The 26,460-nt window shown below is 65.7% G+C and carries 23 protein-coding genes and 1 other RNA gene; 12 read left to right on the top strand and 12 right to left on the bottom strand.

The window, feature by feature from the left end; genetic code table 11:
* Window positions 1-119 precede the first annotated feature (119 nt).
* Window positions 120-1,055, bottom strand: a complete 936-nt coding sequence (locus AMS67_RS12695; RefSeq protein WP_053387712.1) for a proteasome assembly chaperone family protein — start codon at window positions 1,053-1,055, stop codon at window positions 120-122.
* Window positions 1,056-1,218: 163 nt separating this feature from the next.
* On the opposite strand from AMS67_RS12695, the gene lpdA reads away from it, so the two are divergent.
* The 5 genes from lpdA (at window position 1,219) to glnA (AMS67_RS12725) (ending at window position 7,782) form a co-directional block, all read left to right on the top strand.
* Window positions 1,219-2,592, top strand: coding sequence for a dihydrolipoyl dehydrogenase (lpdA, locus tag AMS67_RS12700; RefSeq protein ID WP_053387713.1), 1,374 nt, complete (start codon window positions 1,219-1,221; stop codon window positions 2,590-2,592).
* 42 nt (window positions 2,593-2,634) lie between these two features.
* On the top strand, window positions 2,635-4,362 hold the full coding sequence (gene sucB, locus AMS67_RS12705; protein WP_053387714.1) for a 2-oxoglutarate dehydrogenase, E2 component, dihydrolipoamide succinyltransferase: 1,728 nt from the start codon (window positions 2,635-2,637) through the stop codon (window positions 4,360-4,362).
* A gap of 706 nt (window positions 4,363-5,068) precedes the next feature.
* Window positions 5,069-5,758 carry a DUF4191 domain-containing protein gene (locus AMS67_RS12715; RefSeq protein WP_053387716.1) on the top strand — a complete coding sequence of 230 codons (690 nt, stop codon included), beginning with the start codon at window positions 5,069-5,071 and terminating at the stop codon, window positions 5,756-5,758.
* Window positions 5,759-5,761: 3 nt separating this feature from the next.
* Window positions 5,762-6,190 carry an RDD family protein gene (locus AMS67_RS12720; protein WP_053353102.1) on the top strand — a complete coding sequence of 143 codons (429 nt, stop codon included), beginning with the start codon at window positions 5,762-5,764 and terminating at the stop codon, window positions 6,188-6,190.
* A 167-nt stretch (window positions 6,191-6,357) separates the two neighbouring features.
* Window positions 6,358-7,782, top strand: coding sequence for a type I glutamate--ammonia ligase (gene glnA, locus AMS67_RS12725; protein WP_053387717.1), 1,425 nt, complete (start codon window positions 6,358-6,360; stop codon window positions 7,780-7,782).
* 283 nt (window positions 7,783-8,065) lie between these two features.
* Here glnA (AMS67_RS12725) and AMS67_RS12730 read toward each other — a convergent pair whose 3' ends face one another.
* The 3 genes from AMS67_RS12730 to AMS67_RS12740 form a co-directional block, all read right to left on the bottom strand.
* Window positions 8,066-11,095, bottom strand: a complete 3,030-nt coding sequence (locus AMS67_RS12730) for a bifunctional [glutamine synthetase] adenylyltransferase/[glutamine synthetase]-adenylyl-L-tyrosine phosphorylase (protein WP_053387718.1) — start codon at window positions 11,093-11,095, stop codon at window positions 8,066-8,068.
* Window positions 11,096-11,111: 16 nt separating this feature from the next.
* Window positions 11,112-12,449, bottom strand: a complete 1,338-nt coding sequence (glnA, locus tag AMS67_RS12735) for a type I glutamate--ammonia ligase (protein WP_053387719.1) — start codon at window positions 12,447-12,449, stop codon at window positions 11,112-11,114.
* Window positions 12,450-12,558: 109 nt separating this feature from the next.
* A complete protein-coding gene (locus AMS67_RS12740; protein WP_053353106.1) occupies window positions 12,559-12,762 on the bottom strand; it encodes a hypothetical protein in 204 nt (67 codons plus the stop codon).
* An 81-nt stretch (window positions 12,763-12,843) separates the two neighbouring features.
* Between AMS67_RS12740 and map the strand changes: the two genes are divergently transcribed.
* On the top strand, window positions 12,844-13,716 hold the full coding sequence (map, locus tag AMS67_RS12745) for a type I methionyl aminopeptidase (protein WP_053387720.1): 873 nt from the start codon (window positions 12,844-12,846) through the stop codon (window positions 13,714-13,716).
* A gap of 23 nt (window positions 13,717-13,739) precedes the next feature.
* Here the strand turns inward: map and rnpB are convergent.
* The 6 genes from rnpB to AMS67_RS12770 all read right to left on the bottom strand — a co-directional run bounded on the left by rnpB (window position 13,740) and on the right by AMS67_RS12770 (window position 18,452).
* Window positions 13,740-14,119, bottom strand: an RNA gene (gene rnpB / locus AMS67_RS12950) — RNase P RNA component class A.
* A gap of 32 nt (window positions 14,120-14,151) precedes the next feature.
* Entirely contained in the window at window positions 14,152-14,877 is a 726-nt protein-coding gene (locus tag AMS67_RS12750) for a zinc ribbon domain-containing protein (RefSeq protein WP_053387721.1), read from the bottom strand.
* A 36-nt stretch (window positions 14,878-14,913) separates the two neighbouring features.
* On the bottom strand, window positions 14,914-15,762 hold the full coding sequence (locus tag AMS67_RS12755; protein ID WP_053387722.1) for a Nif3-like dinuclear metal center hexameric protein: 849 nt from the start codon (window positions 15,760-15,762) through the stop codon (window positions 14,914-14,916).
* The gene (locus tag AMS67_RS12760; protein ID WP_053387723.1) at window positions 15,759-16,424 is read right to left on the bottom strand and encodes a methionine ABC transporter permease; all 666 of its coding nucleotides are present in this window, start codon (window positions 16,422-16,424) and stop codon (window positions 15,759-15,761) included. Before AMS67_RS12760 ends, AMS67_RS12755 begins: the two co-directional genes overlap by 4 nt.
* Window positions 16,424-17,452 carry a methionine ABC transporter ATP-binding protein gene (locus tag AMS67_RS12765; RefSeq protein ID WP_053387724.1) on the bottom strand — a complete coding sequence of 343 codons (1,029 nt, stop codon included), beginning with the start codon at window positions 17,450-17,452 and terminating at the stop codon, window positions 16,424-16,426. Before AMS67_RS12765 ends, AMS67_RS12760 begins: the two co-directional genes overlap by 1 nt.
* Before the next feature lie 85 nt (window positions 17,453-17,537).
* On the bottom strand, window positions 17,538-18,452 hold the full coding sequence (locus AMS67_RS12770) for a MetQ/NlpA family ABC transporter substrate-binding protein (RefSeq protein ID WP_053387725.1): 915 nt from the start codon (window positions 18,450-18,452) through the stop codon (window positions 17,538-17,540).
* Window positions 18,453-18,683: 231 nt separating this feature from the next.
* Here AMS67_RS12770 and AMS67_RS12775 point away from each other — a divergent pair, with 231 nt between their 5' ends.
* The 5 genes from AMS67_RS12775 (at window position 18,684) to AMS67_RS12795 (ending at window position 24,235) form a co-directional block, all read left to right on the top strand.
* Window positions 18,684-20,123, top strand: coding sequence for a glyceraldehyde-3-phosphate dehydrogenase (locus AMS67_RS12775; RefSeq protein ID WP_053387726.1), 1,440 nt, complete (start codon window positions 18,684-18,686; stop codon window positions 20,121-20,123).
* Between the two features lie 53 nt (window positions 20,124-20,176).
* A complete protein-coding gene (locus AMS67_RS12780; protein ID WP_053387727.1) occupies window positions 20,177-21,022 on the top strand; it encodes a universal stress protein in 846 nt (281 codons plus the stop codon).
* The gene (locus tag AMS67_RS12785; RefSeq protein WP_241488080.1) at window positions 20,995-22,203 is read left to right on the top strand and encodes a glycoside hydrolase family 3 N-terminal domain-containing protein; all 1,209 of its coding nucleotides are present in this window, start codon (window positions 20,995-20,997) and stop codon (window positions 22,201-22,203) included. The genes AMS67_RS12780 and AMS67_RS12785 overlap by 28 nt, the downstream gene beginning before the upstream one ends.
* Before the next feature lie 47 nt (window positions 22,204-22,250).
* Window positions 22,251-22,898: an MBL fold metallo-hydrolase gene (locus AMS67_RS12790; RefSeq protein WP_053387728.1), complete on the top strand. Its 648-nt coding sequence runs from the start codon at window positions 22,251-22,253 to the stop codon at window positions 22,896-22,898.
* A 101-nt stretch (window positions 22,899-22,999) separates the two neighbouring features.
* Window positions 23,000-24,235, top strand: coding sequence for an MFS transporter (locus AMS67_RS12795; protein WP_053387729.1), 1,236 nt, complete (start codon window positions 23,000-23,002; stop codon window positions 24,233-24,235).
* Here AMS67_RS12795 and AMS67_RS12800 read toward each other — a convergent pair.
* Window positions 24,232-25,299 (bottom strand): glutathione S-transferase family protein, encoded by a 1,068-nt coding sequence (locus AMS67_RS12800; RefSeq protein WP_053387730.1) that lies wholly within the window; start codon window positions 25,297-25,299, stop codon window positions 24,232-24,234. The genes AMS67_RS12795 and AMS67_RS12800 overlap by 4 nt on opposite strands.
* A gap of 28 nt (window positions 25,300-25,327) precedes the next feature.
* On the bottom strand, window positions 25,328-25,864 hold the full coding sequence (locus AMS67_RS12805) for a flavin reductase family protein (RefSeq protein WP_082305509.1): 537 nt from the start codon (window positions 25,862-25,864) through the stop codon (window positions 25,328-25,330).
* A 109-nt stretch (window positions 25,865-25,973) separates the two neighbouring features.
* Here AMS67_RS12805 and AMS67_RS12810 point away from each other — a divergent pair, with 109 nt between their 5' ends.
* Window positions 25,974-26,459 (top strand): glutathione peroxidase, encoded by a 486-nt coding sequence (locus AMS67_RS12810; protein ID WP_053387731.1) that lies wholly within the window; start codon window positions 25,974-25,976, stop codon window positions 26,457-26,459.
* The last annotated feature ends 1 nt before the right edge of the window (window position 26,460 follow it).

A 26,460-nucleotide genomic window follows, 5' to 3' on the forward strand; every position in this document is an offset into this window, starting at 1 on the left:
CCATGTCAAGCCCGGCGTATTCCCGCGAGCGAGAATGAGAGCCGGATTGCATGGGCTGCACATCAATTATTGCACGGACCCCAGGAAGTTCTTGCCACTCGACGCGCCGGGTGCTATTTTCACACCGCTTCCGGGGCGTCATCTTCGGGGCGTCGACGCTGATGCTCCGCCAGGTACCGCTCCAACTCGCTTGCGAGCTGGTCGGCCGTCGGAATCGAACCGTCTTCCGCAACCAAGGGCGATCGCGGGCTCTGGTCTTCCATGTATGCGTCATAGCGCTGCTCCAAGTTGCGCACCATCTCCGCAGACTCCTCGTTTTCCGCGATCTGCGTGTCGACCTGAGCGGTGAACTGTCGCGCCAGCCTTCGCACCTCGTCGGTGGGCAGAATAAGTCCGGTCGCCGCCATGATGCCGTCGAGCGCGGAGTAGAGCGCATCGGGGTATTCCGTGTTCGCCAGATAGTGCGGGATCAGCAAGGCAAACCCAGCCACCTCCTCACCGAGCCCGTGCAAGCGATATTCGAGTACATGCGACGCCGAGGCCGAGAGCTTCGTGGTCGGCTTCCACACGGACCGCGCTTCGATCAGATCATCGCGGGAACCGCTGACGGTCATCGAGATCGGCCGCGTGTGCGGCACGGGCATCGGGATCGCGTGCGACCAGACGGTGATCGAGACCTCAAACTCGTGCACGAGCAGCAGAACCGTGTCGATGAACTGCTCCCATCGGAAGTCGGGCTCGTACCCGCTGAGCAGCAGGAACGGGGCACCGAGCTCGTCGTGCAACAAGGACAGCGTCAACTCTTCGGGGGCGTAGTCGACGAAGTGATCTTCATCGAACGTAATGATGGGACGTCGCGCCCGGTAGTCGAGCAGCAGATCGGCGTTGAACCGCACCAGTTCTTCGGGTTCACCGTGCTTCCACAGGAATTCTTCAAGCTGCGCGATGGCGCCGCCGGCATCACTCAGGCCCTGCATCGCCACGACCAGGGGCAGGCCGCGCGGTACCCGAGCTCGGCGTTCCGAGTAATCAGCAGAAAAGATCGATTCCGTCACGCTTCAATCCTACGAACGGCGCGCATCACGAGCCGCGAAATCATCACGCCCTCAGCGAAACCCTGCGCAATGGTACTCGGGCGCTCCGGTGTAGGCTGGTCGAGGCGCGCCCTGCACATTTCGGACGCCCTTCACATTGCGAGTATTCCGAGGGAGACCCCACTTGGCCGATCAGCAGTTTGACATCGTGGTTCTGGGCGGCGGAAGCGCCGGCTACGCCGCGGCGATCCGCGCGACGCAGCTGGGATTCAGCGCCGCCGTCATCGAGAAGGACAAGTTGGGCGGCACGTGCTTGCACCGCGGCTGCGTCCCGACGAAGGCGCTGCTGCACTCCGCAGAGATTGCCGATGTCGCTCGCGAAGGCGAGAAGTACGGCGTGCTGTCCAGCGTTTCGGGCGTCGATATCGCGGGCGTCACTCGGTTCCGCGAGAACCTCGTCGCCGGCAAGTTCAAAGGTCTCCAGGGCCTCCTGAAAGCCAACAACATCACGGTGATCGCGGGCGAGGGCAAGCTGGTTGCCGCGAACACGGTGCAAGTGGGCGAAGATCGCATCATCGGCAAGAACGTGGTGCTCGCGACGGGTTCCTTCTCGCGGTCACTCCCCGGCCTCGCCATCGAGGGTCGCGTGATCACGAGCGAGCAGGCTCTCGAGCTGCAGGAGATCCCGAAGCGCGTCGCCATTCTCGGCGGCGGCGTCATCGGCGTCGAATTCGCGAGCGTCTGGAAGTCGTTCGGTGCAGAGGTGACCATCATCGAGGGTCTCCCCCATCTCGTGCCGAACGAGGAGGAGTCCATCTCGAAGCAGCTTGAGCGCGCCTTCCGCAAGCGCGGCATCGACTTCAAGCTCGGCGTCCGCTTCCAGTCGGTCACCCAGGATGCTAACACCGTGACGGTCGCTCTCGAAGACGGCAACACCGTCGAGGCTGATTACCTGCTCGTCGCCGTCGGCCGCGGGCCCGTCACCCAGGGCCTCGGATATGAAGAGGTCGGCATCGAAATGGACAGGGGCTTCGTGCTCACGAACGAGCGCCTCTCGACGAACGTCGCGGGCGTGTACGCCATCGGCGACATCGTGCCCGGACTGCAGCTCGCGCATCGCGGCTATCAGCAGGGCATCTTCGTTGCAGAGGAGATCGCGGGCCTCAACCCCGTCATCGTCGAAGACGTCAACATCCCGAAGGTCACGTACTGCGACCCGGAAATCGCTTCAGTCGGCCTGACCGAAGCGAAGGCGAAGGCGCAGTTCGGCGACGACCGCGTGGTCAGCTACGAGTACAACCTCGCCGGCAACGCGAAGAGCTCGATTCTCGGTACGGCGGGCAGCGTTAAGGCAGTGCGCGTCGTTGACGGCCCCGTCGTCGGCGTCCACATGATCGGCGCCCGCGTCGGTGAGCTGGTCGGCGAAGCGCAGCTGATCGTGAACTGGGAGGCCTACCCCGAAGATGTTGCCCCCTTCGTGCACGGCCACCCGACGCAGAACGAGACGATCGGCGAGTCCATGTTGAAGCTCGCCGGCAAGCCGCTGCACGCCATCTAAGCGCTGCGCACAGACTGATTACTACGAACGGAGATATGCACGATGAGTGAATCGGTGGTCCTCCCCGCACTGGGCGAGAGCGTGACTGAGGGCACGGTGACCCGCTGGTTGAAGAACGTCGGCGACACCGTCGAGGTCGATGAACCGTTGCTCGAAGTCTCGACCGACAAGGTCGATACCGAGATCCCGTCGCCCGTCGCGGGCGTGCTCGAGGAGATTCTCGTGCAAGAGGACGAAACCGCTGAAGTGGGAGCGGTGCTCGCCAAGGTCGGAGACGGAAGCGGTTCTGCAGCAGCAGCAGCAGCGCCTGCAGCTTCCCCGGCCGAGGCCTCCTCGGCCCCTGAGCCGGTCGCGGCCGAGACGCCCGCTGCCGCAGAGCCGGCACCCGCTGCAGCGACGGCGACCGAGTCGGCACCTGCTCCCGCTGGTGGCGATTCGCAGAGCATCACCCTGCCGTCGCTCGGTGAGAGCATCACCGAGGGCACCGTCACCCGCTGGCTGAAGAGCGTCGGCGACACCGTCGATGTCGATGAGCCTTTGCTCGAGGTATCGACGGACAAGGTCGACACCGAAGTTCCCTCGCCGATCGCTGGGGTACTTCAGGAGATCCTCGTACAGGAAGACGAGACCATCGAGGTGGGCGCCGAACTCGCTCGCATTGGCAGCGGAGCGGCTCCGTCTGCGCCGGCTGCTCAGGCTCCGGTTGCTGAAGCCGCTCCCGCTGCGGCTCCGGCACCGGCCGCGCCCGCTGCTCCTGCTGCACCTGCACCTGCACCTGCAGTCGAGGCTCCGGCCAGCACAGCTCCGGCTGCTCCGGCTCCCGCGGCGTCGCACGCCGCTCCCGCCGAAACCGAGAGCAACGCCGGGTACGTCACGCCGATCGTCCGCAAGCTGGCGAACGAGAAGGGTGTCGATCTCGGCACCATCTCCGGCACCGGCGTTGGCGGTCGAATCCGCAAGGAGGACGTGCTGGCAGCTGCAGAGCGAGTCGCGGCACCCGCAGGTGCAGCAAGCGCGGCTCCTGCGGCATCGACTCCGACGGTCGAGGTGTCCGAGCTGCGCGGCACGACGCAGAAGATGAGCCGTCTCCGCAAGGTGATCGCTGAGCGCGCGGTGGCGTCGCTGCAGTCGACTGCTCAGCTCACGACCGTGGTCGAAGTCGACGTGACGCGCATTGCCCAGCTGCGGCAGAAGAAGAAGGACGAGTTCCTGGCGAAGTCCGGCTCAAAGCTTTCGTTCCTGCCGTTCTTCGCACTCGCGGCGGCAGAGGCGCTTCGCACCTACCCGATCATCAACGCCACGGTCGACGGCGACTCGATCGTCTACCCCGACACCGAGAACATCAGCATCGCTGTTGATACCGAGCGCGGGCTGCTCACACCGGTGCTGCGGGAGGCAGGCGAGAAGAATCTCGCTCAGATCTCGGGCGAAATTGCCGACCTCGCGGCGCGCACGCGCGACAACAAGCTCACGCCTGATGAGCTCAGCGGTGGCACCTTCACGCTCACGAATACGGGATCGCGTGGGGCGCTCTTCGACACCCCGCTCGTCTTCCTGCCGCAGGTCGCGATTCTCGGCACCGGCGCAGTCGTGAAGAAGCCGGTCGTCATCTCGGGCCCCGAGGGTGATTCCATTTCGGTGCGTTCGACCGTGTACCTCGCGCTCTCGTACGATCACCGGATCGTCGATGGAGCGGACGCGGCGCGCTTCCTGTCGCTCGTGCGCGAACGGCTCGAGGCCGGACAGTTCGAGGGCAACCTCGGAATCTAGGCCATCTGGGCTCACGCCCGCCCCGTTACGCGCTGCGCCGCGGTCGTTCTCTGAATCGATCGCGGCGCAGCGCGTTTTCCGTCGAAACCACAGCGCTCCTCGGCGGCCACTTGTGATCGTCGAACTCGAACGTTCGTTCGCACGCCTCAGCGACCGCCTCGCGCGCCCGTTCGACTGACCATGGTTGTCGAGGGTTCGCCAGCTCTGCGGCAGCGAGACCGATCACGTCGCCCAGAATGTCTGCGACCTCGACGGTGTCAGCCCGTCGGAGCATGCGTCGGAGTTCGTGCATCGGCAAGCCGAGCCCTGCGCAGCCCACATCGTGGCCCGATTTTCGGTGCCTGCGTTCGGCACCTCTCGGTACTCCGCACCTCCCCGTCGCGCGGCGCTCCCACGCCGATTCGAGCCACTGCCACGCCCTGCTCACGAGCGCCTGCGCCGCGCCGGCACGCGCCGTGTTCGGCGCGTGTGGCCGAAAGCGCGCAGCACCTCGCGACAGATCCGGCTCAGTGCGCGAGGTCGAGCCCTGGTTCATAGGTGGCAGTCTGCCGCGCGATCGGCCATCGCCCCGAGTACTCATGCGCGAACGTGGACAAGTCAAGCGCTACGGTTCCGAACGGTGGGTGTGAGCGCGTCAAGCTTTTCTGAGCGTCGGTCCGCTCGCAGTGCGTCAACACTCGCCCCGTTTGCCGGTATCCTGGAGGGTATGGCAGCAGAGCAGGCGAAGCGCAACGGCCGCATTCGGCAGATGATCGAGATTTACCGCACCACGAAGGTGCACGACACGAATCTGCCGTGGATCTTGCTGCTGTGCTTCATCGCTCCGATTCTCGTGGCGGTGCTCCTCGCCTGGCTGCTTCCCGGCAGCTGGTTCGCGTGGGTGTTGTGGCCGATCACCGGCGTACTCGTCGGCATCCTCCTGGTGATGATCGTGCTGGGCCGTCGCGCAGAGCACACCGCGTATGAGCAGATCTCCGGGCGCCCGGGCGCCGTGGGCGCGGTCGTACAGAGCGCGCTGCGTCGATCCTGGCGCGGCTCCGAGGTTCCGGTCGCGATCAATCGCGCGCAGGATGCGGTGTACCGCGTCGTCGGCCGCGGTGGCGTCGTGCTCATCTCTGAGGGGTCGAAACAGCGCACGCAGCGCATGGCCGCAGACGAGGAGCGCAAAGTGAAGCGCGCACTCCGCAATGTCGCCGTTGTGCATTTGTACGTCGGCCCTGATGGTGACGGGGTGCCGCTGCCGAAGCTGTCGCGCACACTCGTCAAGCTCAAGACGGTGATGAGTCGTGCAGAAGTCGATGCCGTGCACAGTCGACTCACCTCACTCCAGAGCACCCCGGTCGGCATCCCCAAGGGCATGGATCCGAACCGCGTCCGTTCACAGCGACCCCGCTAACCAATGCCCGCATCGTCGCCGCAGCGATTCGGAGAGCTCGAACCCAGCGAGTGGCCTGGCGAACGACTCGGACTCCCGGAGACCGGGCAGCGTTCGGTAGCTCGCTTCGGTCGTCGAGTTCTTGCGATCCTGATCGATTGGGCGCTTGCCGCCCTCCCGGCGTACCTGTTGATCGGTGGGTTGCACCCCGAACTCTGGAACGTGGTCGTCTTCGCCGTGATGCAGGTCGTGTTCATTCCAACGATCGGCGGGTCTCTCGGCCACCGGTTGCTCGGCTTGCGCGTTGTACCGCTGACCGGCGGCTGGGTCGGCCTGTGGCGCCCAGTCGTTCGCACGCTGCTGCTCTGTCTCGTCATCCCTGTACTGGTGTGGGACTCAGATCAGCGTGCGTTCCACGACAAGATCGCCGGAACCGTGCTCGTCCGCGGCTGACCGCCCTGCGTCAGCCGTGTTCGCCGAGCGTATGCCGATGAACATCGCGTAACACGCGCGAAACATGGGACTCACGGTTCTGAAATCATGCTCGCGTAGGGTGGAACCACACGATCGGCGCGCTGAGGAACCGAATGCCTCCGGCCGAACAACACCCGAGGAGCAGCATGTTCACTACCCCGCAGGAAGTCATCGACTTCATCAAGGAAACCGACGTCAAGTTCGTCGACATTCGTTTCACCGATCTGCCGGGGGTGCAGCAGCACTTCAACATCCCCGCAGCGACGGTAGATGATGATTTCTTCGAGGTCGGCCAGATGTTCGATGGCTCTTCCATTCGCGGGTTCGCCGGCATCGCCGAGTCCGACATGCAGCTCATCCCCGACGTCACGACGGCGTACCTCGACCAGTTCCGCGCCGAGCGCACGCTGATCGTGATCTGCGACATCTTCAACCCGCGCACGGGCGAGATCTACTCCAAGGACCCCCGCCAGGTCGCCAAGAAGGCCGAGCAGTACCTGGCTTCGACCGGCATCGCCGACACCGCGTTCTTCGCCCCTGAGGCCGAGTTCTACATTCTGGATTCCGTGCGGTACGAGACGACGCCGCGTCGCACGATGTACGAAATCGATTCCGAAGAGGCGAACTGGAACTCGGCCCGCAAGATCGAAGGCGGCAACCTCGGCAACACCACCCCCGACAAGGGCGGTTACTTCCCCGTCTCCCCCGTCGACAAGCAGGCGGATCTGCGTGACGACATCTCGCTGCGCCTCATCGAAGCCGGACTCGAGCTGGAGCGCTCGCACCACGAGGTGGGCGCACCCGGCCAGGCGGAGATCAACTACCGCTTCGACACCCTCGTCAAGGCCGCCGACGATGTCCTGAAGTTCAAGTACGTGGTGAAGAACACGGCCGAGCTCTGGGGCAAGACTGCGACCTTCATGCCGAAGCCGGTCTTCGGCGACAATGGCTCGGGCATGCACACGCACATGTCGCTCTGGAAGGGTGGCGAGCCCCTCTTCTATGATGAGAACGGCTACGCGCAGCTTTCCGACATCGCCCGCTGGTACATCGGCGGCATCCTGCACCACGCACCCGCGCTCCTCGCATTCACGAACCCGACGATCAACAGCTACCGTCGCCTGGTCAAGGGCTACGAGGCTCCGGTGAACCTTGCCTACTCGGCGGGCAACCGCTCGGCCGCAGTGCGCATTCCGCTGACCGGGTCGAACCCCAAGGCGAAGCGCATCGAGTTCCGCGCCCCCGACGCCTCCGGCAACCCGTACCTCGCGTTCGCCGCACAGATGATGGCGGGCCTCGACGGTATCCGCAACCGTATCGAGCCGATGGATCCGATCGACAAGGACCTGTACGAGCTGCCCCCCGAGGAGGCCAAGAACATCCCTCAGGTTCCGGGATCGCTCGAAGAGGCGCTTGAAGCGCTGTCGGCCGACCACCAGTTCCTGCTCGAGGGCGGCGTCTTCACGGAAGAGCTCGTCGAGACCTGGATCTCGTACAAGCGCGAGAACGAGATCGCTCCGATGGCGCTCCGTCCGCACCCGTTCGAGTTCGAGCTCTACTACGGCGTCTGATCTCTCGGAGAAACGAGTGAGCCCCGCTGACCTAAAAAGGTCAGCGGGGCTCACTCGTTGGTACCGAAGACGTCATCGTCATCGGGTGGGAGGGACTTAGGACTCGAGTTCGTCTTCGAACTCGGCGCCGTCTTCTGCGAGCAACGCCTCAAGGAATGTTTGTAAGTACTGCATAACGATCAAGTTACACTTCGATAACGAATTGCGCTAGCCCTGAGTGTGAACGCCGTGTAAATATTGCATGGCGTGACCGCGGAGGTCGCCCAAGCATCGAAGTGTCGAATCAGTGCAACGGGAATCGCGGGTCGTCGTCGTATCCGAAGAACTCTCGGTTCACCACGGCACGCGCGCGGCGGGCTACCCCGAACCACTGCTCCTCAAGCTCTGACGTACGATCGCGCGGAAGGCCGAGCACGCCGGCGATTCCGGCGAGATCGTTCCAGTCGGTCGGCAGCGAATCCGAGCCACGTCCGGTCCAGAGCTTCAACGCGGTGCGCACCCGGCTCGCGAATCTCCAGGATTCGAGCAAGTGTTCCGCATCGTCAGGCGTGAGGAGATCGAGTTCAGTGGCTGCGCGGAGCGCACCCACTGTTGACACCGTTCTGAGCTCAGGATGCTGTGCCGCACCACGCAGCTGCAGCAGCTGCACCAGCCACTCGACATCGCTGATCCCACCGGGCCCCAGCTTCAGATGGCGCTTGGGATCGGCGCCGCGCGGGAGGCGCTCCGCTTCGACACGAGCCTTGATGCGTCGCACCTCGCGCGTCTCAGCATCACCAAATTCAGCCGGATAGCGAATCTCGTCGGCGAGCGCGATGAAGTCAGCGCCGAGTTGTGCGTCGCCGGCGACGAAGCGGGCGCGCAAGAGCGCCTGCGCTTCCCAGGTCACCGACCATCGCTCGTAGTAGGCGCGTGACGCGTCCAGGCTCCGCGCCAAAGGCCCGTTCTTGCCCTCGGGGCGCAGGTCGAAGTCGAGATCGACAGGAAAGCGCGGATCGGCGACGGCACGGCGGAGTTCCGAGACGAGTCGAACCGCCTCGCGGGCAGCGATGTCGTTCGGCGTCCCCGATCCGGCCCGATAGATGGCGACCAGGTCGATGTCTGATGCGAACCCGAGCTCGCGCCCGCCGTATCGCCCCATCCCGATGAGCGCGATCTCGAGGCCGTGCGGAGACCCGGGTGATGCCTCGGCGCGTATAGCGAGGAGCAGCGCGTCGAGCAGCGCCGTGTGCGCGGCATCAAGACCCGCTGCAACGGCTGCGTCGTCGATGGCACCGACCACGCGCCCGAGCGCCAGGCGAAGCACTTCGCGTCGGTGCACGGTGCGTAACGCGGTCGCTGCGGAATCGAGGCCTGCGCGGCGCGAGGCGATGGCGCGCATCTCGTCGAAGAGCAGCGGCAGCGGCATCGGTTGCAAGCGTTCGTCGCGCTCCAACCAGGCGACGGCCTCGGGCACCGATTCGAGCAGGTCGGCGGCAAACCGGGAGTTCGAGAGCACACGCATGAGGCGCTCGGCCGCCTCGGTTCCGTCACGCAGCAGTCGGAGATACCAGGGCGACTCCCGATTTGCCTCACTGACCCGACGAAACGCCAGCAGGCCGAAATCTGGGTCGGTACCCTCGGCCAACCACTGCAGGAGAACGGGCATGAGGTTGCGCTGGATACGTGCACGACGAGTGGTGCCGCGCGTCAGCGCCGCCATATGTCGCATCGCTCCGTCGGGGTCTGTGAACCCGATGCTCGTGAGGCGAGCCCGAGCTGCATCGCTGCCGAGTACGAGCTCCTCTTCCGGCAGCGCCGCAACGGCGCTCAGCAACGGGGCATAGAAGATCTTGACATGCAGTTCACGCACTTCTCGCTTGATGCGCTCCCAGTGCTGCTGCAGTTCCGGAGCGCTTTTCGCGAGTCCGCTGGCACGGGCGAGCACCCGAAGTCCGTGCTCGTCGACGGGCATCAGCGCTGTGCGGCGGAGGTCGCGCAGCTGCAGTCGGTGCTCGAGCACCCGCAGCTGCCGATAATCCGCGGCGAGCCGGTCACCGTCTCCTCGTGCGATGTATCCACCTTCGACCAGCGCACGTAGGGCCGGCAGCGTACCGGCGACGTGGAGGCGCTCGTCGTACTGACCATGCACAAGCTGCAGCAGCTGGGCACTGAACTCGATGTCGCGGAGCCCTCCGGGGCCGAGCTTCAACTGCACGTCGAGATCTGTATCGGCGATGTGCTCGGTCACGCGTTCGCGCATCCGCTGCACCGACCCGACGAAGTCGTCACGAGTGGCTGACGCCCAGACGCCCTCGCGGGTCTGCGCCACGAACTCGCCCGCGAGCTCGAGGTCGCCTGCGAGGGGACGAGCCTTGAGCAGCGCCTGAAACTCCCACGCTTTGGCCCAGCGGTCGTAGTACGAGCGCATGGAGCTCAGCGTGCGCACGAGTGCTCCGTGCCGCCCCTCGGGTCGCAGATTCGCGTCGAGCTGCCACAGGGGCGGCTCGACCGCGGGGTCATGGATGCCGCGCATCACTTCACTGGCGAGCCGTGTACCGAGCCGGATCAGCGCATCGCCGCCGAGCACATCGTCGTCTGCGCTGTCAACGACGAACACCACGTCGACGTCCGAGACGACGTTGAGTTCACCGGCACCGCACTTGCCCATCGCCACGATGCCCAAACGCAATGCGTCGAGCCGCTCCCGGCTCACCGCCGGGCCAGATGCACCCGTGGCGAACGTCGCGCGCGCGACCGTCAACGAGGCATCGATGGCCGCTGCGGCGAGGCCCGAGAGTGACGCGGCGACGTCTTCGAAGACCTCGGTGGCCACACCTCGACGCCCGGCGTCGAGGTCGTAGAGCATCAGTGTGGCGAGGAGTTCTCGATACCGTGCGCGCAGCGCGATCCAGCCCGATTCACCGCACCGCACCGCACCGTCGGAGGGGTCGATGACTGCCTCGGCGAGCTCGGCCCGTGCACGTTCGGCGTCGATCACCGCCCCACCGTCGCGCAAGATTTCGACCAGGCGGTTCGGGTGCCGTGCGAAAAAGTCGCCCAGAGCCGGAGACGCGCCCACCAGTAGACACAATCTCCCGAATTCGTCGAAGTCGATCTCGCTCAGCACACCCCGGTGCTGATCTGCCAGCTCGCGCACCCGGCGAAGCGCGGCGTCGGGATCCGCGGCAGCCGTCAACGCCGGCAGAAACTCAGTCGGCGCGTAGCCGAGCTGAACCCCCAGCGCGGTCAGCGAGTCGCGGGCCTCGCCGAGGTCTTGAAACCCCGCACGTGCGATCTCGGAAAGGGTGATCGTCGCGTGCTCCCGTGCCATGCGTCCAGACTACGCGTCAGATGGTGTCGAGCATCGACGACAACTCGTACGGCGTCACCTGGCTGCGGTACTCGGCGACTTCGCGGCGCTTGTCGCGGATGAAGTAGGCGAAGACCTGCTCCCCGAGCGTCTCGGCGACCAGTTCGGATCGCTCCATCACGGCGAGCGCGTGGTCCAGGCTTGTCGGCAGCGGGTCGAAGCCCATCGCCCGACGCTCGCCATCGCTGAGCGCCCAGACGTTGTTCTCGGCCTCGGGCGGCAGCTCGTACTCCTCGCGGATGCCCTTCAAGCCTGCGGCGAGCAGCATCGAGAATCCGAGATACGGGTTCACTGCGCTGTCCATGCCGCGATACTCGACGCGTGCGGCGTCGCCCTTACCCGGCTTGTACATCGGTACGCGCACGAGTGCGGAGCGGTTGTTGTGCCCCCAGCTCACGAATGACGGAGCTTCGTCGCCGCCCCACAGACGCTTGTACGAGTTGATGTACTGGTTGGTGACCGCGGTGATCTCAGGGGCGTGGCGCAGCAGGCCGGCAATGAACCGACGACCGGTCTGCGAGATCTGGTATTTGGCGCCCGGGTCGTAGAACGCATTCGTGTCGCCCTCAAGCAACGAGAGGTGCGTGTGCATACCCGAGCCCGGGTGCCCCGCGAGCGGCTTCGGCATGAAGGTCGCGTGCACGCCCTGCGCGATGGCGACCTCTTTGACGACCGTGCGGAACGTCATGATGTTGTCGGCGGTCGTCAACGCATCGGCGTAGCGCAGGTCGATCTCGTTCTGGCCGGGACCGGCTTCGTGGTGGCTGAACTCCACCGAGATGCCGAGCTCTTCCAGCATGTTGACGCTCTCGCGCCGGAAATCGTGCGCGGTTCCGCCGGGTACGTTGTCGAAGTACCCCGCACGGTCCACGGGAACCGGCCCACGATCATCGAATTCCTTCGACTTCAGCAGGTAGAACTCGATCTCGGGGTGCGTGTAGAAGGAGAACCCCTCTTCCGCGGCGGTGGCGAGCGTGCGCTTGAGCACGTTGCGCGGATCCGCGACGGCGGGTTCTCCGTTCGGCGTGCGAATGTCGCAGAACATGCGGGCGGTCGGCGCCGACTGGCTGCGCCAGGGCAGCAACTGGAAGGTCGAGGGATCCGGAACCGCGAGCAGATCGGATTCGTACGCGCGCGTCAGGCCTTCAATGGCCGAGCCGTCGAAACCGATGCCCTCGCTGAAGGCTCCCTCGACCTCTGCCGGTGCGAGCGCGACCGACTTCAGCGTGCCAGAGACGTCGCTGAACCACAGCCGAACGAACCTGACACCGCGCTCCTCGATCGTGCGCAGAACAAAATCTCGCTGCTTGCTCACGCTTCCTCCGTCCGTTGCTCAGGATGTTGCACTCGTGCGCGCCGCCCGGAAAGCCCGCGCGCGCCGCTGGCCTCAGACTATCCCGCGACCATGACGATCGTGTTACGTCTCAGTCGTCGGCCGATTCTTCTTCACGCCAGGCGCGAGCGCGCTCGGCGACGATCTCGTTGGCGCGCGCAGCCTCTTCGCGTGTGGCGAACGGGCCGATGCGATCGACCGAGAGCGATTGCGGCCCCTCTTCGATGTCGCCGGTGCGCGAGTTGTACCAGTACGTCTCCGAAGGATCCTCGATCCCCCACTCTCGCTTGCTCATCGTTCTCTTCCTTCTGCGCTCGCGCGCTGCCAGATGACGTTCGCGGTCGGCGGTGCCGAACGTACTTCCTAGACTAGAGGCATGCCTTTCGACGCACACGGCCATCTCGTACCCGGCACTCGCCCCGCACCGCGCGCAGTGCCCGCGGCGATCACACGGCCGCCCTATGTCGGCCTCGCTGTGCCGCCGCACTACGTCGGCGACAACACCTACTCCGAGCCGGAAATTGATCGCATTCGAGCAGCCGGGCGCATCGCGTCGGGGGCACTCGACGCAGTGGGCGCGGCTGTGCGACCAGGCGTGACCACGGCCGAGTTGGATCGCGTGGCGCACGACTACGTGATCGCTCAGGGCGCGTACCCCTCGACGCTCGGGTACCGGGGCTACCCCGCATCGTCATGCACCTCGGTCAACGAGGTCATCTGCCACGGGATCCCTGACGATACCGTGCTGCGCGACGGCGACCTCGTCAACGTGGATGTGACCGCGTACCTCGATGGCGTGCACGGCGACACGAACCGTACCTACCGCGTCGGCGAGGTATCCGAGGAGATCGACCTGCTCATCGAGCGCACCCACGAGGCGATGCTGCGCGGAATTCGCGCGGCGAAGCCGGGTCGCGAAGTCAACGTCATCGGCCGCGTCATCGAAACCTATGCGAAACGCTTCGGGTACGGCGTGGTGCGCGACTTCACGGGCCACGGTGTCGGAACGTCGTTCCACAGCGGACTCATCATCCCCCACTACGACTCCGCGCCGGCGTACAACGATGTGATCGTGCCCGGCATGGTGTTCACCGTCGAACCGATGCTGACCCTCGGCACGCACGAGTGGGATCAGTGGGAGGACGGTTGGACGGTCACCACGCGAGACCGCAGCATCACCGCGCAGTTCGAGCACACCGTGGTGATTCGCGAAGACGGGTTCGAGCTGCTGACCGTGTCGGGCGACTGACACGGCGCTTCGGCTCGATGAGGGGAATGGGTCGGATCATACGCCGGGTTCTGTCATGATCGGCGAGCCGATCAGTGACGGTCATCTCTCTCGGAGTGCCGTTGCCGACACCCTCTAGCGGCCTACCCGAGGACTCGGCGGGGCGCGTCATCATCCTCTGTCTGGCCTTGCTCCGAACGAGGTTTACCTGGCCGCCCGTGTCACCACGAGCGCCGGTGGTCTCTTACACCACCCTTTCAGCCTTACCTGCACGGCGAACCGTGCGGGCGGTCTACTCTCTGTTGCACTTTCTCGCGGGTTGCCCCGGGTGGGCGTTACCCACCGTTCTCCCCTGCGGAGCCCGGACGTTCCTCGGCGCTCAGAAGCCGAAGCTCCGGAACGACGCGACCGTCTCACCGGCCCATTCCCAGAGACCAGCTTAGAGCACTGCGGCTGTTACTCCTCGATGCGCACGAGAATGGCACCGGTTCCCGGGCAGAAGACGAGCTCATCGGGGGCCGCCGACCTGATGTCGCTGAGCTCGGCGGGCGCGAGCGCCATGTTGCTCGCCTCGGACACGTTGCCGCGCAGACGGGCAGCACCGATGCCGATGCGGGCCCGAAGATCTTCATAGACGCCGAGCACGTCACGCTGCACCTCGGCGGCGAGGCCGTCGCGCTCCTCCTGCTGCGACGCGATGTCGCGATCGATGCGCTGTTCGGAGGAGGTGATCGCGGCCTGAATATCGGTGCGGCGCGCGTCGACGCCATCGAGCACGGCCTGTGCCTCGTCGAAGGCGATGCGCGCCTGCTCTTGCACCTCCATGAGCTCGAGCTCGCGGTCCTCGAGTTCCGACTGACGTCGAGTCAGCGTCTCGAGTTCCGATTGCAGGGCCTGCGCTTCTTTACTCGACGTGCTCGCGGCGAGCAGCTGCTGATCGCGGTCGCGACGCTGCTGCACCAGTGCGACGTCGGACTCGACACGTTCGAGCTCGGCGTTCTGCGCATCGAGCTCGCGCTGCGCCGCCATGTACCGCGTGCGCACGTCTGACGTCTCGCCGGCGAGACCGGCGAGCTGCTCGCGTTCCGGCAGCGTCTTGCGCTGACGGCGGAGTCGCGCGAGCGTCGTATCGAGATCTTGGAGATCGAGCAGGAGTCGCTGCTGTCGCGGGCTGGCCTTCATGAGGTTCAGCCTATCGCGGCGTGGCGATCCTCCGGTTCACTCGGCGTGGGCGCCCACTGAGAAGATCCACGGATCGGTGCGCAGGGAGCTCACCCGGAACTCCACTCCCGGGAGCAACCGGCCCAGCGTTGCCGCAGCACCCTCAAGCCACAACGACTCGCTTGCCCAGTGGGCCACATCGATGAGCGCCGGGCCTCCTGCGGCAGTCGCGGCTTCGCTCGCCTCCTGTGCCGGGTGATGGCGGAGGTCTGAGGTCAGATACACGTCCGCAGAACGCACGAGGGGGTGGTCGAGCAGACTGTCGCCTGCGCCGCCCAGAAGTGCGACACGGCGAATCGTGCGCTCCGGATCGCCCGCGACCCGCACACCCGAGACGGTCGCGGGCATCACCGCGTCGACCTGCTCGGCGAAGGCGCGAAGTGTCAGCGGTGACGCGAGATCCCCGACGCGTCCGATCCCGATCGCGGCATCGCTCGCGTGCGGCACGATGGGAACGGCACCCGTGAGCCCGAGTTGTTCGGCGATGACCGCGGAGACGCCTCCGGCCGGTTGATCAGCGTTGGTGTGCGCCGCGTACAGCGCGCAGCCGCCACGGATCAGGTCTGCGAGCAGACGCCCCTTCGCCGTATCCTCGGCCACACTGTGAATGCCGCGAAGCAGCAGCGGATGGTGCGTCAGCAGGGCGTCGGCATGCCAGTCGAGCGCTTCGCCCACGGTTTCCGCTGTTGCGTCGACCGCGAGCAGAACGCGCCGCAACGGCGCGTCGTCGGCACCCGATACGAGACCGACACGATCCCAGCTCTCGGCGGTCTCCACTGGCCACAGTGACTCCGCCGCAGCGCGCAGGTCGGAGAGCACCGACGCAGTCGGCAGCTCGGCGCTCATCGGCGCAACAGCTTTCGTGCAATGACGTTGCCGAGCAGCTGCACGAGCTGCACGATGGCGATGATGACGAGCACCGCCGCCCACGTGATCCACGGATTGAACTGGCGATAGCCGTACTGCAGCGCCAGATTTCCGAGGCCGCCACCGCCGATGACGCCCGCCATCGCCGTCATGTCGACGACCGCGATGAACGCGAAGGTGTAGCCCAGAACCAACGGACCGAGTCCCTCGGGAATCAAGACGGTCAGAATCGTGCGCACCGGCCCAGCACCCATGGCGCGTGCCGCCTCGATCACCCCCGGAGGCACCGTGAGCAGATTCTGTTCGACGAGTCGCGCGATGCCGAAGGTCGCGGCGAACGAGAGCACGAAGATCAGGAAGCGATCGCCGATGCCCGTGCCCACGATGACACGGCCGAGCGGCTGAATCGCCGCCAGCAGAATCACGAAGGGAATCGGTCGGAAGAAGTTGACGAGCAGATTCAAAACGAGGAATACGCCGCGATTCTGCAGAATGCCGCCCTGTCGCGTGACCGTGAGTGCCGTGCCGATGAGGAGCCCGAGCACCCCTCCGATGAGCATCGCGAACACGACGTACACCAGAGTCTGAAACGTCGCCTCGAGGAACTTGCCGCTCTCGAGCAGCTGAATGAGGTTGTCCATTACGCGAGCACCTCCAGGGTCGTCTCCTGGGCAAGGGCAGCGATGGCGTGCTCCACCTTCAGGTCTTCGCCGATCAGTTCGAGGGTGAGTTTGCCGAAGCTGCGGCCGCCGACATCGGTAATGCCGCCGTGCACGATGCTGACGCCCACGCCGCGCTCGGCGAGCGTGCGGAAGACGACGGGCTGATCCACATCGCCGTCCCTGAACGTCAGCGAGACGAGGCGCCCGCGGTGCCGCTCGCGCAGCGCCTCCAAGTGTTCGGCCTCGGGTTGCGTCGGCAGCGCAGTCGCGACGAAGCGCTGCGTCGTCTGCGATTGCGGTGCGGAGAACACGTCGAAGACATCACCCTGTTCGACCGCGCGCCCACTGTCCATGACCGTAACGCGATGTGCGATCTCGCGCACCACCTCCATCTCATGGGTGATGAGGATGATGGTGATCCCGAACTCCGCATTGACGCGTTTGAGCAGCGCGAGCACCTCGTGCGAGGTCTGCGGGTCGAGGGCGCTCGTTGCCTCATCTGCCAGCAGCACGCCCGGGTTCGTGGCCAGTGCACGTGCGATGCCGACGCGCTGCTTCTGTCCGCCCGAGAGCTGATCCGTGTAAGCGCCGGCCTTGTCGGCGAGACCCACGAACTGCAGCAGTTCGGCGACGCGGCGCTTGCGCTCCTCTGCCGGAACCCCGGCCACGATGAGCGGGTATTCGACGTTCTTCGCCACCTTCTTCGAGTGGAACAGGTTGAACTGTTGGAAGATCATGCCGATATTGCCTCGCGCGACGCGAAGCTTCGACTCGGGCAGAGCGGTGATGTCATCGTCGCCGACCAGGATCTGCCCCGCCGTCGCACGCTCCAGACCATTCACCAGGCGCAGCAGCGTGCTCTTCCCGGCGCCAGAGTATCCGATGATCGCATGGATCTCGCCCGAGGCGACGTCGATGGACACGTCGTCAACGGCGACGATCGGTTCTGAGCTGGGGCCACGGCCCGGGTAGCGCTTCGAGACGCCGATCATCTGGACGCGGGTCATCGCGTCTCCCTTCGGATAGACGGAAACGGGGCGCTCGGAAAACCGAACGCCCCGATCCTATGCGCTTCGCGCGTCAGGCTGCGACTTACTTGCTCGCCGCGATCTGCGCCTCTGCGTCGTCCTGGATCTCCTGGAGCTCGGACACCGGGGTGTCGAGGAGGATTGCGGAATCGCCCGAGTTCTCGAGCACGCCCGCCTGAACGTCTGCGTTGGTCTGGTAGATCTCGACGAGCTTCTTGAAGGTCTCGTTGTCCTTGTCTTCGGCACGAGCCGCGAAGATGTTGATGAAGTACTTCGCACCCTCATCGCTCGGGTCGTCCTGGTACAGGGCGTCCGAGAACTTCAGGCCCGCATCGGTGACGAAGTCGTTGTTGACGACCGCGGCGTCGACGTCAGAGAGCGAGGTCGCGGTGAACGACGCATCCATCTCGGTCACCGTGACCTTCGACTTGGCGGCATCGATGTCGTCCGGGGTCGAGAAGAGCGTGCCGCCGTCGGTGAGTTCGATCAGGCCGGCCGACTGCAGCACGTTCAGCGCGCGAGCGCGGTTGCTGGGATCCGAGGGAACCGCAACGGTTCCGCCCTTCGGAACCTCGTCGAGCTTCGTGTGCTTCGTGGAGAAGATGGCGAGCGGGTAGATCGCCGTCGCCCCGACCGGCACCAGGTCGTCATCGTTCGACACGTTGTAGTCGGCGAGGTACTGGATGTGCTGGAACTGGTTGAGGTCGAGCTCGCCCTCGCTCAGCGCCGGGTTGGGCTGGTTGTAGTCGGTGAAGTCGGTGAGTTCGACCGTGATGCCCTCCTCGGCGGCGGCATCGATGAAGGTCTGCCAGTACGGATCGCTCGCGCCGACGACGCCGATCTTGACGGTCGTATCGGAGCCCGCGTCGGAGCTACCCGAGTCGGAGGCGGAGGTCGAGCAGCCGGCCAGCGCCGTGGCAGCCGCGAGGGCCAGCGCTGCGAGCGAAGCGGCCAGAGTGCCGCGCTTCGTGAAGGTCATAAGATTCCTCAATGTCATTGGGGATGCGGGCGATCGCCCACGGTACCGTTCCAGCATGCGACACGGGCGTGGACACCGAGAAATCTTGGCGTCACACGGCGTCATGCGCCCCGTGGCGCGCCGGTCGCCACGCGCGGACGTCATCGTGGGATACTGGAATCGGACGTTCAACGTCTCCGGCGGGCAGGCCGAACCACTCAGGTAACCCCAGGGAAGGAACCCTCCGTTCACATGAACCAGCGTGCTGATGCTCACCTCGAAGCCTGGAAGGCGAAGCAGGAACTCGCCGAGCGGATGATCCCGCTCATCGGTCAGCTCTATCGCGATCACGATGTCGTGATGTCCATTCACGGCCGCAGCCTCGTGGGCCGTTCCCCGATCGACATCATTCGCGCGCACAGCTTCGCCCGCAAGATCGATGACGCCGAGCTTCCCCTCGAAGAGACGGCGGCAATCGTTTCCGCGCTCGCCGCGATCCAGCCCGGACCCGCATCGGTCGATCTCGCGCTGCTCGCCAACGATTACCGCGCCGCAGGCGCGGGCGACCTGCACGCGTACCTCCGCGAAGCCCTCGCCCCCGCCATCGGAGCGCAGCCCGGCACGGGTACCGATGTGGTGCTCTACGGCTTCGGCCGCATCGGCCGTCTTCTCGCCCGCATCATCATCGAGCACTCCGGCAGCGGCAACGGCCTGAACCTCCGTGCGATCGTCGTGCGCCGCGGCGCAGAGAACGACCTCGAGAAGCGCGCCAACCTGCTGAAGCGCGACTCGGTGCACGGGCCCTTCAACGGCACGATCAAGGTTCTCGAAGACGAGAATGTGATCCTCGCCAACGGCGTGCGCATCCAGGTGATCTACTCGGACGACCCCGCCAATGTCGATTACGCACAATACGGCATCGAGAACGCGATTCTGGTCGACAACACGGGCCGTTGGCGCGATGCCGAAGGCCTCGGCAAGCACCTTGAGAACCCCGGCATCGACCGCGTCCTGCTCACCGCACCGGGCAAGGGCGACCTGCTCAACGTCGTCTTCGGCGTGAACCACGATGCGATCACCGATGACCAGCGCATCCTCAGCGCTGCGTCGTGCACCACCAACGCGATCACACCGGTGCTGAAAGTACTGAACGACCGTTTCGGCGTCGCCCGGGGGCACGTCGAGACCGTGCACTCCTACACGAACGATCAGAACCTCACTGACAACTTCCACAAGGGGGCCCGCCGCGGCCGCTCGGCAGCGCTCAACATGGTGCTCGCCGAGACCGGAGCGGCAAAGGCGGTCGCGAAGGCGCTGCCCGAGTTCGCCGGCAAGCTGACCGGCAACGCGATCCGCGTTCCCACCCCTGACGTGTCGATGGCCGTGCTGAATCTGCAGCTCGAGGCAGAGACGACGCGTGAAGAGATCAACGCCGCACTGCAGCAGGTTTCGCTGACGGGTGCGCTCCGCACCCAGATCGACTACGTCGAATCCGACGAAATCGTCTCGACCGACTTCGTCGGTTCCAACCGCGCTGGCATCGTCGACGGTCTCGCGACCATCGTCACCGGAGACAGTGCCGTCGTATACGTCTGGTACGACAACGAGTACGGCTACAGCTGCCAGGTCGTGCGCATCATCGAACAGCTCGCAGGCGGGCATCCCGCTCACCTGCCGGCACTCGAGAGCTGAGGCACCGCGGCCCTGCTCGCCCCGAACATCGACAGAGAGAGAAAGGACAGATCATGTCTGAGAAGTACCTCATCGGAGTAGATGGATCCGAGCAGAGCAGGGTCGCCCTCGCCTGGGGCCTCGCCCGCGCCACCGAGCGCGGGGCCTCAGTCGAATTGATTCACGTCGCCGACGACTCATTCCTCTCGGAAAGCGTCGCGTTCTTGTCGGAGGCGCAGGCAGCTTCCGAGCAGATGCTGCAAGCGGAGACCGAGCACGCGCGCGCACTCGGCTTCGCCGGGGCGATCTCGGGCACCGCAGTCGTGGGGCACCCGATCGCCGAAGTCGAAGAGGCCTCGAAACGCGCGGACCTCGTCATTCTCGGTGCCCACCAGGGCGGCCGGTTCTCCGGTTCGTTCTTCGGTACGCGCGCGGTCAAGGTTGCGGCGACGTCGCACTGCCCGGTTGCGGTGATTCCGAAGACTGAAGCTCGTCCGAACGCCCCTGTGGTCGTCGGAGTCGACGGATCCGATGCCTCACGCAAGGCAATCGCATTCGCGGCCGCACAGGCTTCGATCCGGGAGGTTCCGCTCGTGGCGGTGTACGCATGGATGCCACCGCTGACCCCCGGCCTCGAATATCTGTGGAGCGAAGAGCTCGTGGAGTCTCAGCGCAGCGTCGCCGAAGAGGCGATCGCGATCGGCATCGCCGGTCTCGCCGAGCGGTACCCGGATCTCGACGTGCGTCGAGAAATCGTGCAGTCGGCTCCGGTCGCCGCCCTCGTGCAGGCGGCTGAGGAGGCCGAGATGCTCGTGGTGGGCAGCCGCGGGCGTGGCGGCATCTCGCGACTGCTCCTGGGGTCGGTCAGTCACGGGGTGCTGCAGGCGCTGCCGTGCCCAACCGTCGTCACTCGCACGTGAACCCACGACGCTCCGTCACCCAGGTCGCCATCGCCTGGGTGGCGATCGCCGTGGTTGCCCTGACGGGGTGCGCTCCAGAACCCGCAGGCGATCCGGCACCGACGTCATCGCCGGCACCGACGTCTTCGTCAGCACCCACGACCCCGGCTCCCCCGAGCCCTGAGGAACTGCGACTCGCACGTGCGACCGAGATGGTCGACGCCGAAAGCACGGCGCAGCGCGCTGCAAGCATCATGATGGCGTCTACACCCAGCGCTGATCCAACCACCGTGGGGTCATTTGCTGATGCGCACGGACTCGGCGGCTTCCTGCTGATGGGTGCCAACGTGCCTGCCGACGCCGCTGCGCTGAGCACCGTGACGGCCGCACTCTCCCCCGACCCAGCGCTGCCTCGACTGATCGGCATCGATGAAGAGGGCGGCGAAGTCACGCGCCTGCCCTGGGACACCCTTCCCGGCGCTGACACCCTCAAGTTCGCTGCACCCGAAGACGTGCGTGCTGCCGCTTCCGGGCGTGCGGCGCTCCTTGCCGAGTCGGGGATCACGGTCAATTTCGGCATCGTCGCCGACGTCACTGGTGACCCGAGCTCATTCATCTTCTCGCGCACGCTCGGCGCCACCGGCGACGATGCGGCGCCCCGCGTCGCAGCCGCCGTCAGTGGCGAGCAGGGCACGGTGCTCTCCACGCTCAAACACTTCCCCGGGCACGGCGCGGCACCCGGCGATTCGCACAGTTCCATCCCGACGACAGACCTGACCCGTGCCGATTGGACGGCGAACGAGTCGATGCCATTCGGTGCCGGCATCGACGCCGGCGCCGAGTTGCTGATGTTCGGGCACCTCGCCTACACGGCTATCGATGCCGCACCGGCGTCGCTCTCAACGGAATGGCATCGCATCGCACGCGAAGAGCTCGGGTTCACCGGCGTCGCCGTCACCGATGACCTCGGCATGCTCCTGAATTCGGGAGATCCCGCGTATGCGGACCCGGCAGCGAATGCCGTGCAATCCGTGCTCGCCGGCAACGATCTGCTGGTATTGGTGGCCGGCGCCGACGAATCCACGGTTGCCGCATCGATTGACGGGATCACCGCGGCAGTCGATGCCGGCACCCTGCCGCCCGAGCGCCTGCGAGAGGCCGCAATCCGGGTGACCGAACTCCGTCTCGCGCTGGCCGAGTAGCGCGTGCCACTTCCGCCGTTTCGCCCCCTACCGAGAGGACCCCACCTGTGAGCACCGTCCGTATCGAGCGCATCATCACCCACGGCAGCATCATGGTCGACCGTGGCGGCCCCGAGCCTGAAGCGGTGCCCATCGACAACAACGTCTGGCTCGTCGGCGACGACGAACAGGTCGTCGTCATCGATGCGAGTCACGACGCCGCCCAGATCGCGGACGCCGTCGGCGATCGTGACACGCTCGGAATTCTGCTCACGCACGGCCACAACGACCACGTGAATGCCGCAGTCGAACTCGCGCAGCGACTCGACACCCTTCTGCATCTGCATCCCGACGATCTCTTCATCTGGGCCGATACCTACGGCGATACGCTTCCCGATATCGAACTCGCGCACGGCGCCGAGTTTGCGGTCGCCGGCGTCGAACTTCTGACGCTGCACACTCCCGGCCACACCCCGGGCTCGGTGTGCTTCGCCGCACCTGCGCTCGGCACGGTGTTTTCGGGTGACACCCTCTTCCACGGCGGCCCCGGCGCCACGCGTTGGAGCTATTCCAGCTTCCCGCAGATCCTCGATTCCATTCAGCAGCGCCTGTTCACGCTTCCCGAAGCCACGGTCGCGCGCCCGGGTCACGGCGACAGCACGACGATTGCGGCCGAAGCGTCCGCCCTGCCCGAGTGGATCGCGCGCGGCTGGTGAACCTGGTCGGTGCGGGTCCCGTCGCGCGCACCGACTAAGCTTGCGTGGTTGCCGTGCCGCGGCAACGCAGCCGAGCACCCCTTTCGAAAGGCCCGCATTCGATGACGCAACTCACCCCAGCCCGGCGCGCGTTCGCCCTGTTCGCGCTTGCGCTCGGCGGCTTCGGCATCGGGGTTACCGAGTTCGCAACCATGGGTTTCCTCCCCGAGATCGCGCGCGACCTGCTCCCCGGTTTCGCTGATTCCCCAACCACCGTCATTGCGCAGGCGGGGTGGCTGATCACGGCGTATGCACTCGGTGTGGTCGTCGGCGCTCCGACATTTGCGGTGCTCGCAGCGCGCATGTCCCAGACGAAACTGGCGTTTCTGCTACTCGCGCTCTTCATCGTCGGTACGCTCGCGTCGGTCTTCATGCCCACATTCGGCACCCTGGCGCTCACCCGTTTCATCGCCGCACTGCCGCATGGCGCCTACTTCGGCGTTGCTTCGCTGCTCGCTGCCCGCATCATGGGGCCCGGCATGCAGGGTCGCGGCATCGCATTGGCGCTCTCAGGGCTCACGGTTGCGAACGTCATCGGTGTGCCGCTGGCTACCTGGATCGGTCAGATCGCCGGGTGGCGCTGGGCGTACGTGCTCGTTGCGGTGATCTTCACGGCGACCCTGCTGCTCTGCGTCGCGTTCCTCCCCCGCTTCCCCGGCAACCCCGAGCGCAGCCCGCTTAAGGAGCTGTCGGCGCTCAAGAATTTTCGCCTGTGGATCATGATCGGCGTCGGCGCGATCGGCTTCGGTGGCTTCTTCGCGGTCTACTCGTACATTGCGGAGGTGACCACTCGCGTCGCCGGTCTCTCCGCCGGCGCAGTCCCGTGGGTGCTCGCCGGGCTCGGAGTCGGCATGACCATCGGCAACCTTGCCGGCGGCTGGGCGAGCGACAAAGACTTGACCCGAACGATTCTCTTCGGGTTCTCCGCGTTCATCGCCGTGCTCGTCGCCTACGCGCTGTTCGCGACCACTCCGTGGGGCCTGATCATCTGCACCTTCTTGCTCGGCGTGACGTCATCGATCCTGATGCCTTCGATTCAATCGCGCCTCATTCGGGTGAGCGATGAAGCCGCTCTCTTCGGCGCGGCCGTCAACCACTCCGCGTTCAACATTGGCAACAGCCTGGGCGCATGGCTCGGCGGCGTCGTGATCGCCGGCGGCCTCGGCTATCTCGCCCCCGGGTGGGTCGGAGTCGCACTCGGCGCCATCGGCATGACGCTCGCCCTCATCGGCGTCGCGGTCGAGCGGCGCGACAAGGCGCGCAATCTCAACACCGTCGGGATCCCGGTCCCCCGCTAGCGAATGGGGTCGGGTGGGGTGCCATTCCCGAAGGGCGCACCGCCCAGCCGCTCCCGACCATGGGGCTGCTGCCAGCTTGCAAGGTTGGGACCAGCAGGCACGATGGCTGTCGGATTGATGTCCGTGTGTGTCGCGTAGTAGTGCTGCTTGATCTGCGCAAAGTCGATCGTGTCGCCGAACCCCGGCGTCTGAAACAGATCACGCGCATACCCCCACAGGTGCTCCATTTCGCTGAGCTTGTTGCGGTTCGCCTTGAAGTGCCCGTGATACACGGGATCGAAGCGGGCGAGCGTGGTGAACAGACGCACGTCGGCCTCCGTGATCGTCTCACCCATCAGGTACCGACGAGTCGAGAGACGTTCTTCGAGCCAATCCATCGCGTCCCAGAGTCGCGCATACGCTGCGTCGTAGGCCGCCTGACTCCCGGCGAAACCGCATCGGTAGACGCCGTTGTTCACCTCGGTGAACACCCGCTCCATGACCGGCCACATGTCCTCAACCAGGTCGGCCGGCAACAGGTCGGGGGCGCCGGCTCGATGGAACTCGCGCCACTGCGTCGAGAAGTCGAGCGTAATCTGCGGGTAGTCGTTCGTGACGACTCCACCCGTCGGGATATCCACGATCGCCGGTACGGTGATCCCGCGCGGGTAGCCGGGGAATCTGCGGAAGTAGTGCTCTTGGAGCCGCTCGCTCCCCAGAATCGGGTCGACGCCGCCGGGGTCGAGATCGAAGGTCCAGGATCGCGCGTCGTGCACGGGGCCTGGCTGCCCGAGCGAGATGACCGATTCGAGGCCGAGAAGGCGCCGAACGATAAGGGTGCGATTCGCCCACGGGCACGCCGCGGCAGCGATCAGTCGGTAGCGACCCGGCTCGACCGGCCAGGCCTCGGCGCCCGTCGTGAGCCCCGCATGCAGGGACCCGATCTTCGAAGCCGGTGGCGATGGCAGCGCACGCACCGCATCCGGGTCAGCGACGATCCGATCTTCGATGTACTGAGTATCTCGTTCGAAGGCCTCGCCTCCGGTGACATAGCTGCCCATCGTGGTGGCATCGCGCTCTGGCATCTTGGCCCCTCCCGGTCGTCTCTCCAGGCTAAGCGTGTTCGACTGGGGGCAGCGTGTGGAAGCGGCGATCGTGGTAGACCATCGGATCTGCTGCGTCGCCGAAGACCGCGCCCAGCACCTCTGACACCACGACGACGGACGAGCCGACCCCGAGCGTGTGCAGCGGTCGGCAACGAAGCGCGACTCGAGACGCCGGAAGATACGGTTCGCCCGTGGTCAGCCGATCCCACCCCTGCTCGGCCGTGAAGCGCTCAGAGCCCGACACCGCGAATGACTGAGCGACATCGGCATGGCGCGAATCGAGCAGGTGCACCAGGTGCGTGTCGGCGCCGAGAATGCCGCCAGCACTTCCGGTCGCCCGGGTCACCGAGAATGCTATCGCGGGCGGATCGATGCCCACCGAGGCGACACTCGACGCAGTGAGGCCGACCGGGCCATCTTCGGTCATCGCGGTGATCAGCGAGACGCCGGCCGGGTGCTCGCGAAAGGCTTGCTTGAGTGCGTCGGCACCGCTCACCCCGCTCGCATCGAATTGAACCGGAATGCCGTGCGCAGCCGAGGTCATACGTACCCGTGCCTTTCAATCGTCGAAGTCGCGCAGTCGCGACCCACACGATCTTCAACGGTACCGCGATGCAGCGCATTCCGAAGAGTTCAGGCGTAGGCTGAGCCACATGGAGCTGCGCGATATTCCTTTCACCACCATCGATGGCGACCCGGCTTCGCTCGCCGACTATGCCGACCGTGCCGTGCTGGTGGTGAACGTCGCGTCGAAGTGCGGGCTCACACCGCAGTACGAGAAGCTCGAGGAGCTGCAGCGCACCTACGGCGACCGCGGATTCACCGTGCTCGGCTTCCCGTGCAATCAGTTCATGGGCCAGGAGCCGGGTGATGGCGAGGAGATCAAGACGTTCTGCTCGATGAACTACGGGGTGACCTTCCCGCTCATGGAGAAGGTGAAGGTGAATGGACGCCGCAAGCACCCGCTCTATGCAGAGCTGCGTGAGACGCCCGATGCTGACGGCAAAGCCGGGCGCGTGAAGTGGAACTTCGAGAAGTTCCTCATCGCGCCCGACGGCACCGTGTCGCGGTTCCGACCCACGACGGAGCCTGACGCTCCGGCGATCGTCGCCGCGATCGAGGCGGCGCTTCCCCGCTAAG

The sequence above is a fragment of the Leucobacter japonicus genome (assembly GCF_001273855.1).
GTDB lineage: Bacteria > Actinomycetota > Actinomycetes > Actinomycetales > Microbacteriaceae > Leucobacter > Leucobacter japonicus.

Bases quoted from the DNA above. Each gene is read 5' to 3' on its own strand.
- AMS67_RS12775 (WP_053387726.1), top strand. From the start codon at position 18,684: ATGAACCAGCGTGCTGATGCTCACCTCGAAGCCTGGAAGGCGAAGCAG.
- AMS67_RS12740 (WP_053353106.1), bottom strand. From the start codon at position 12,762: ATGAGCAAGCGAGAGTGGGGGATCGAGGATCCTTCGGAGACGTACTGG.
- AMS67_RS12780 (WP_053387727.1), top strand. From the start codon at position 20,177: ATGTCTGAGAAGTACCTCATCGGAGTAGATGGATCCGAGCAGAGCAGG.
- AMS67_RS12810 (WP_053387731.1), top strand. From the start codon at position 25,974: ATGGAGCTGCGCGATATTCCTTTCACCACCATCGATGGCGACCCGGCT.
- AMS67_RS12715 (WP_053387716.1), top strand. From the start codon at position 5,069: ATGGCAGCAGAGCAGGCGAAGCGCAACGGCCGCATTCGGCAGATGATC.
- AMS67_RS12750 (WP_053387721.1), bottom strand. From the start codon at position 14,877: ATGAAGGCCAGCCCGCGACAGCAGCGACTCCTGCTCGATCTCCAAGAT.
- AMS67_RS12800 (WP_053387730.1), bottom strand. From the start codon at position 25,299: ATGCCAGAGCGCGATGCCACCACGATGGGCAGCTATGTCACCGGAGGC.
- AMS67_RS12720 (WP_053353102.1), top strand. From the start codon at position 5,762: ATGCCCGCATCGTCGCCGCAGCGATTCGGAGAGCTCGAACCCAGCGAG.
- AMS67_RS12805 (WP_082305509.1), bottom strand. From the start codon at position 25,864: ATGACCTCGGCTGCGCACGGCATTCCGGTTCAATTCGATGCGAGCGGG.
- AMS67_RS12760 (WP_053387723.1), bottom strand. From the start codon at position 16,424: ATGGACAACCTCATTCAGCTGCTCGAGAGCGGCAAGTTCCTCGAGGCG.
- glnA (WP_053387717.1), top strand. From the start codon at position 6,358: ATGTTCACTACCCCGCAGGAAGTCATCGACTTCATCAAGGAAACCGAC.
- AMS67_RS12755 (WP_053387722.1), bottom strand. From the start codon at position 15,762: ATGAGCGCCGAGCTGCCGACTGCGTCGGTGCTCTCCGACCTGCGCGCT.
- AMS67_RS12795 (WP_053387729.1), top strand. From the start codon at position 23,000: ATGACGCAACTCACCCCAGCCCGGCGCGCGTTCGCCCTGTTCGCGCTT.
- AMS67_RS12770 (WP_053387725.1), bottom strand. From the start codon at position 18,452: ATGACCTTCACGAAGCGCGGCACTCTGGCCGCTTCGCTCGCAGCGCTG.
- AMS67_RS12765 (WP_053387724.1), bottom strand. From the start codon at position 17,452: ATGACCCGCGTCCAGATGATCGGCGTCTCGAAGCGCTACCCGGGCCGT.
- AMS67_RS12730 (WP_053387718.1), bottom strand. From the start codon at position 11,095: ATGGCACGGGAGCACGCGACGATCACCCTTTCCGAGATCGCACGTGCG.
- map (WP_053387720.1), top strand. From the start codon at position 12,844: ATGCCTTTCGACGCACACGGCCATCTCGTACCCGGCACTCGCCCCGCA.
- sucB (WP_053387714.1), top strand. From the start codon at position 2,635: ATGAGTGAATCGGTGGTCCTCCCCGCACTGGGCGAGAGCGTGACTGAG.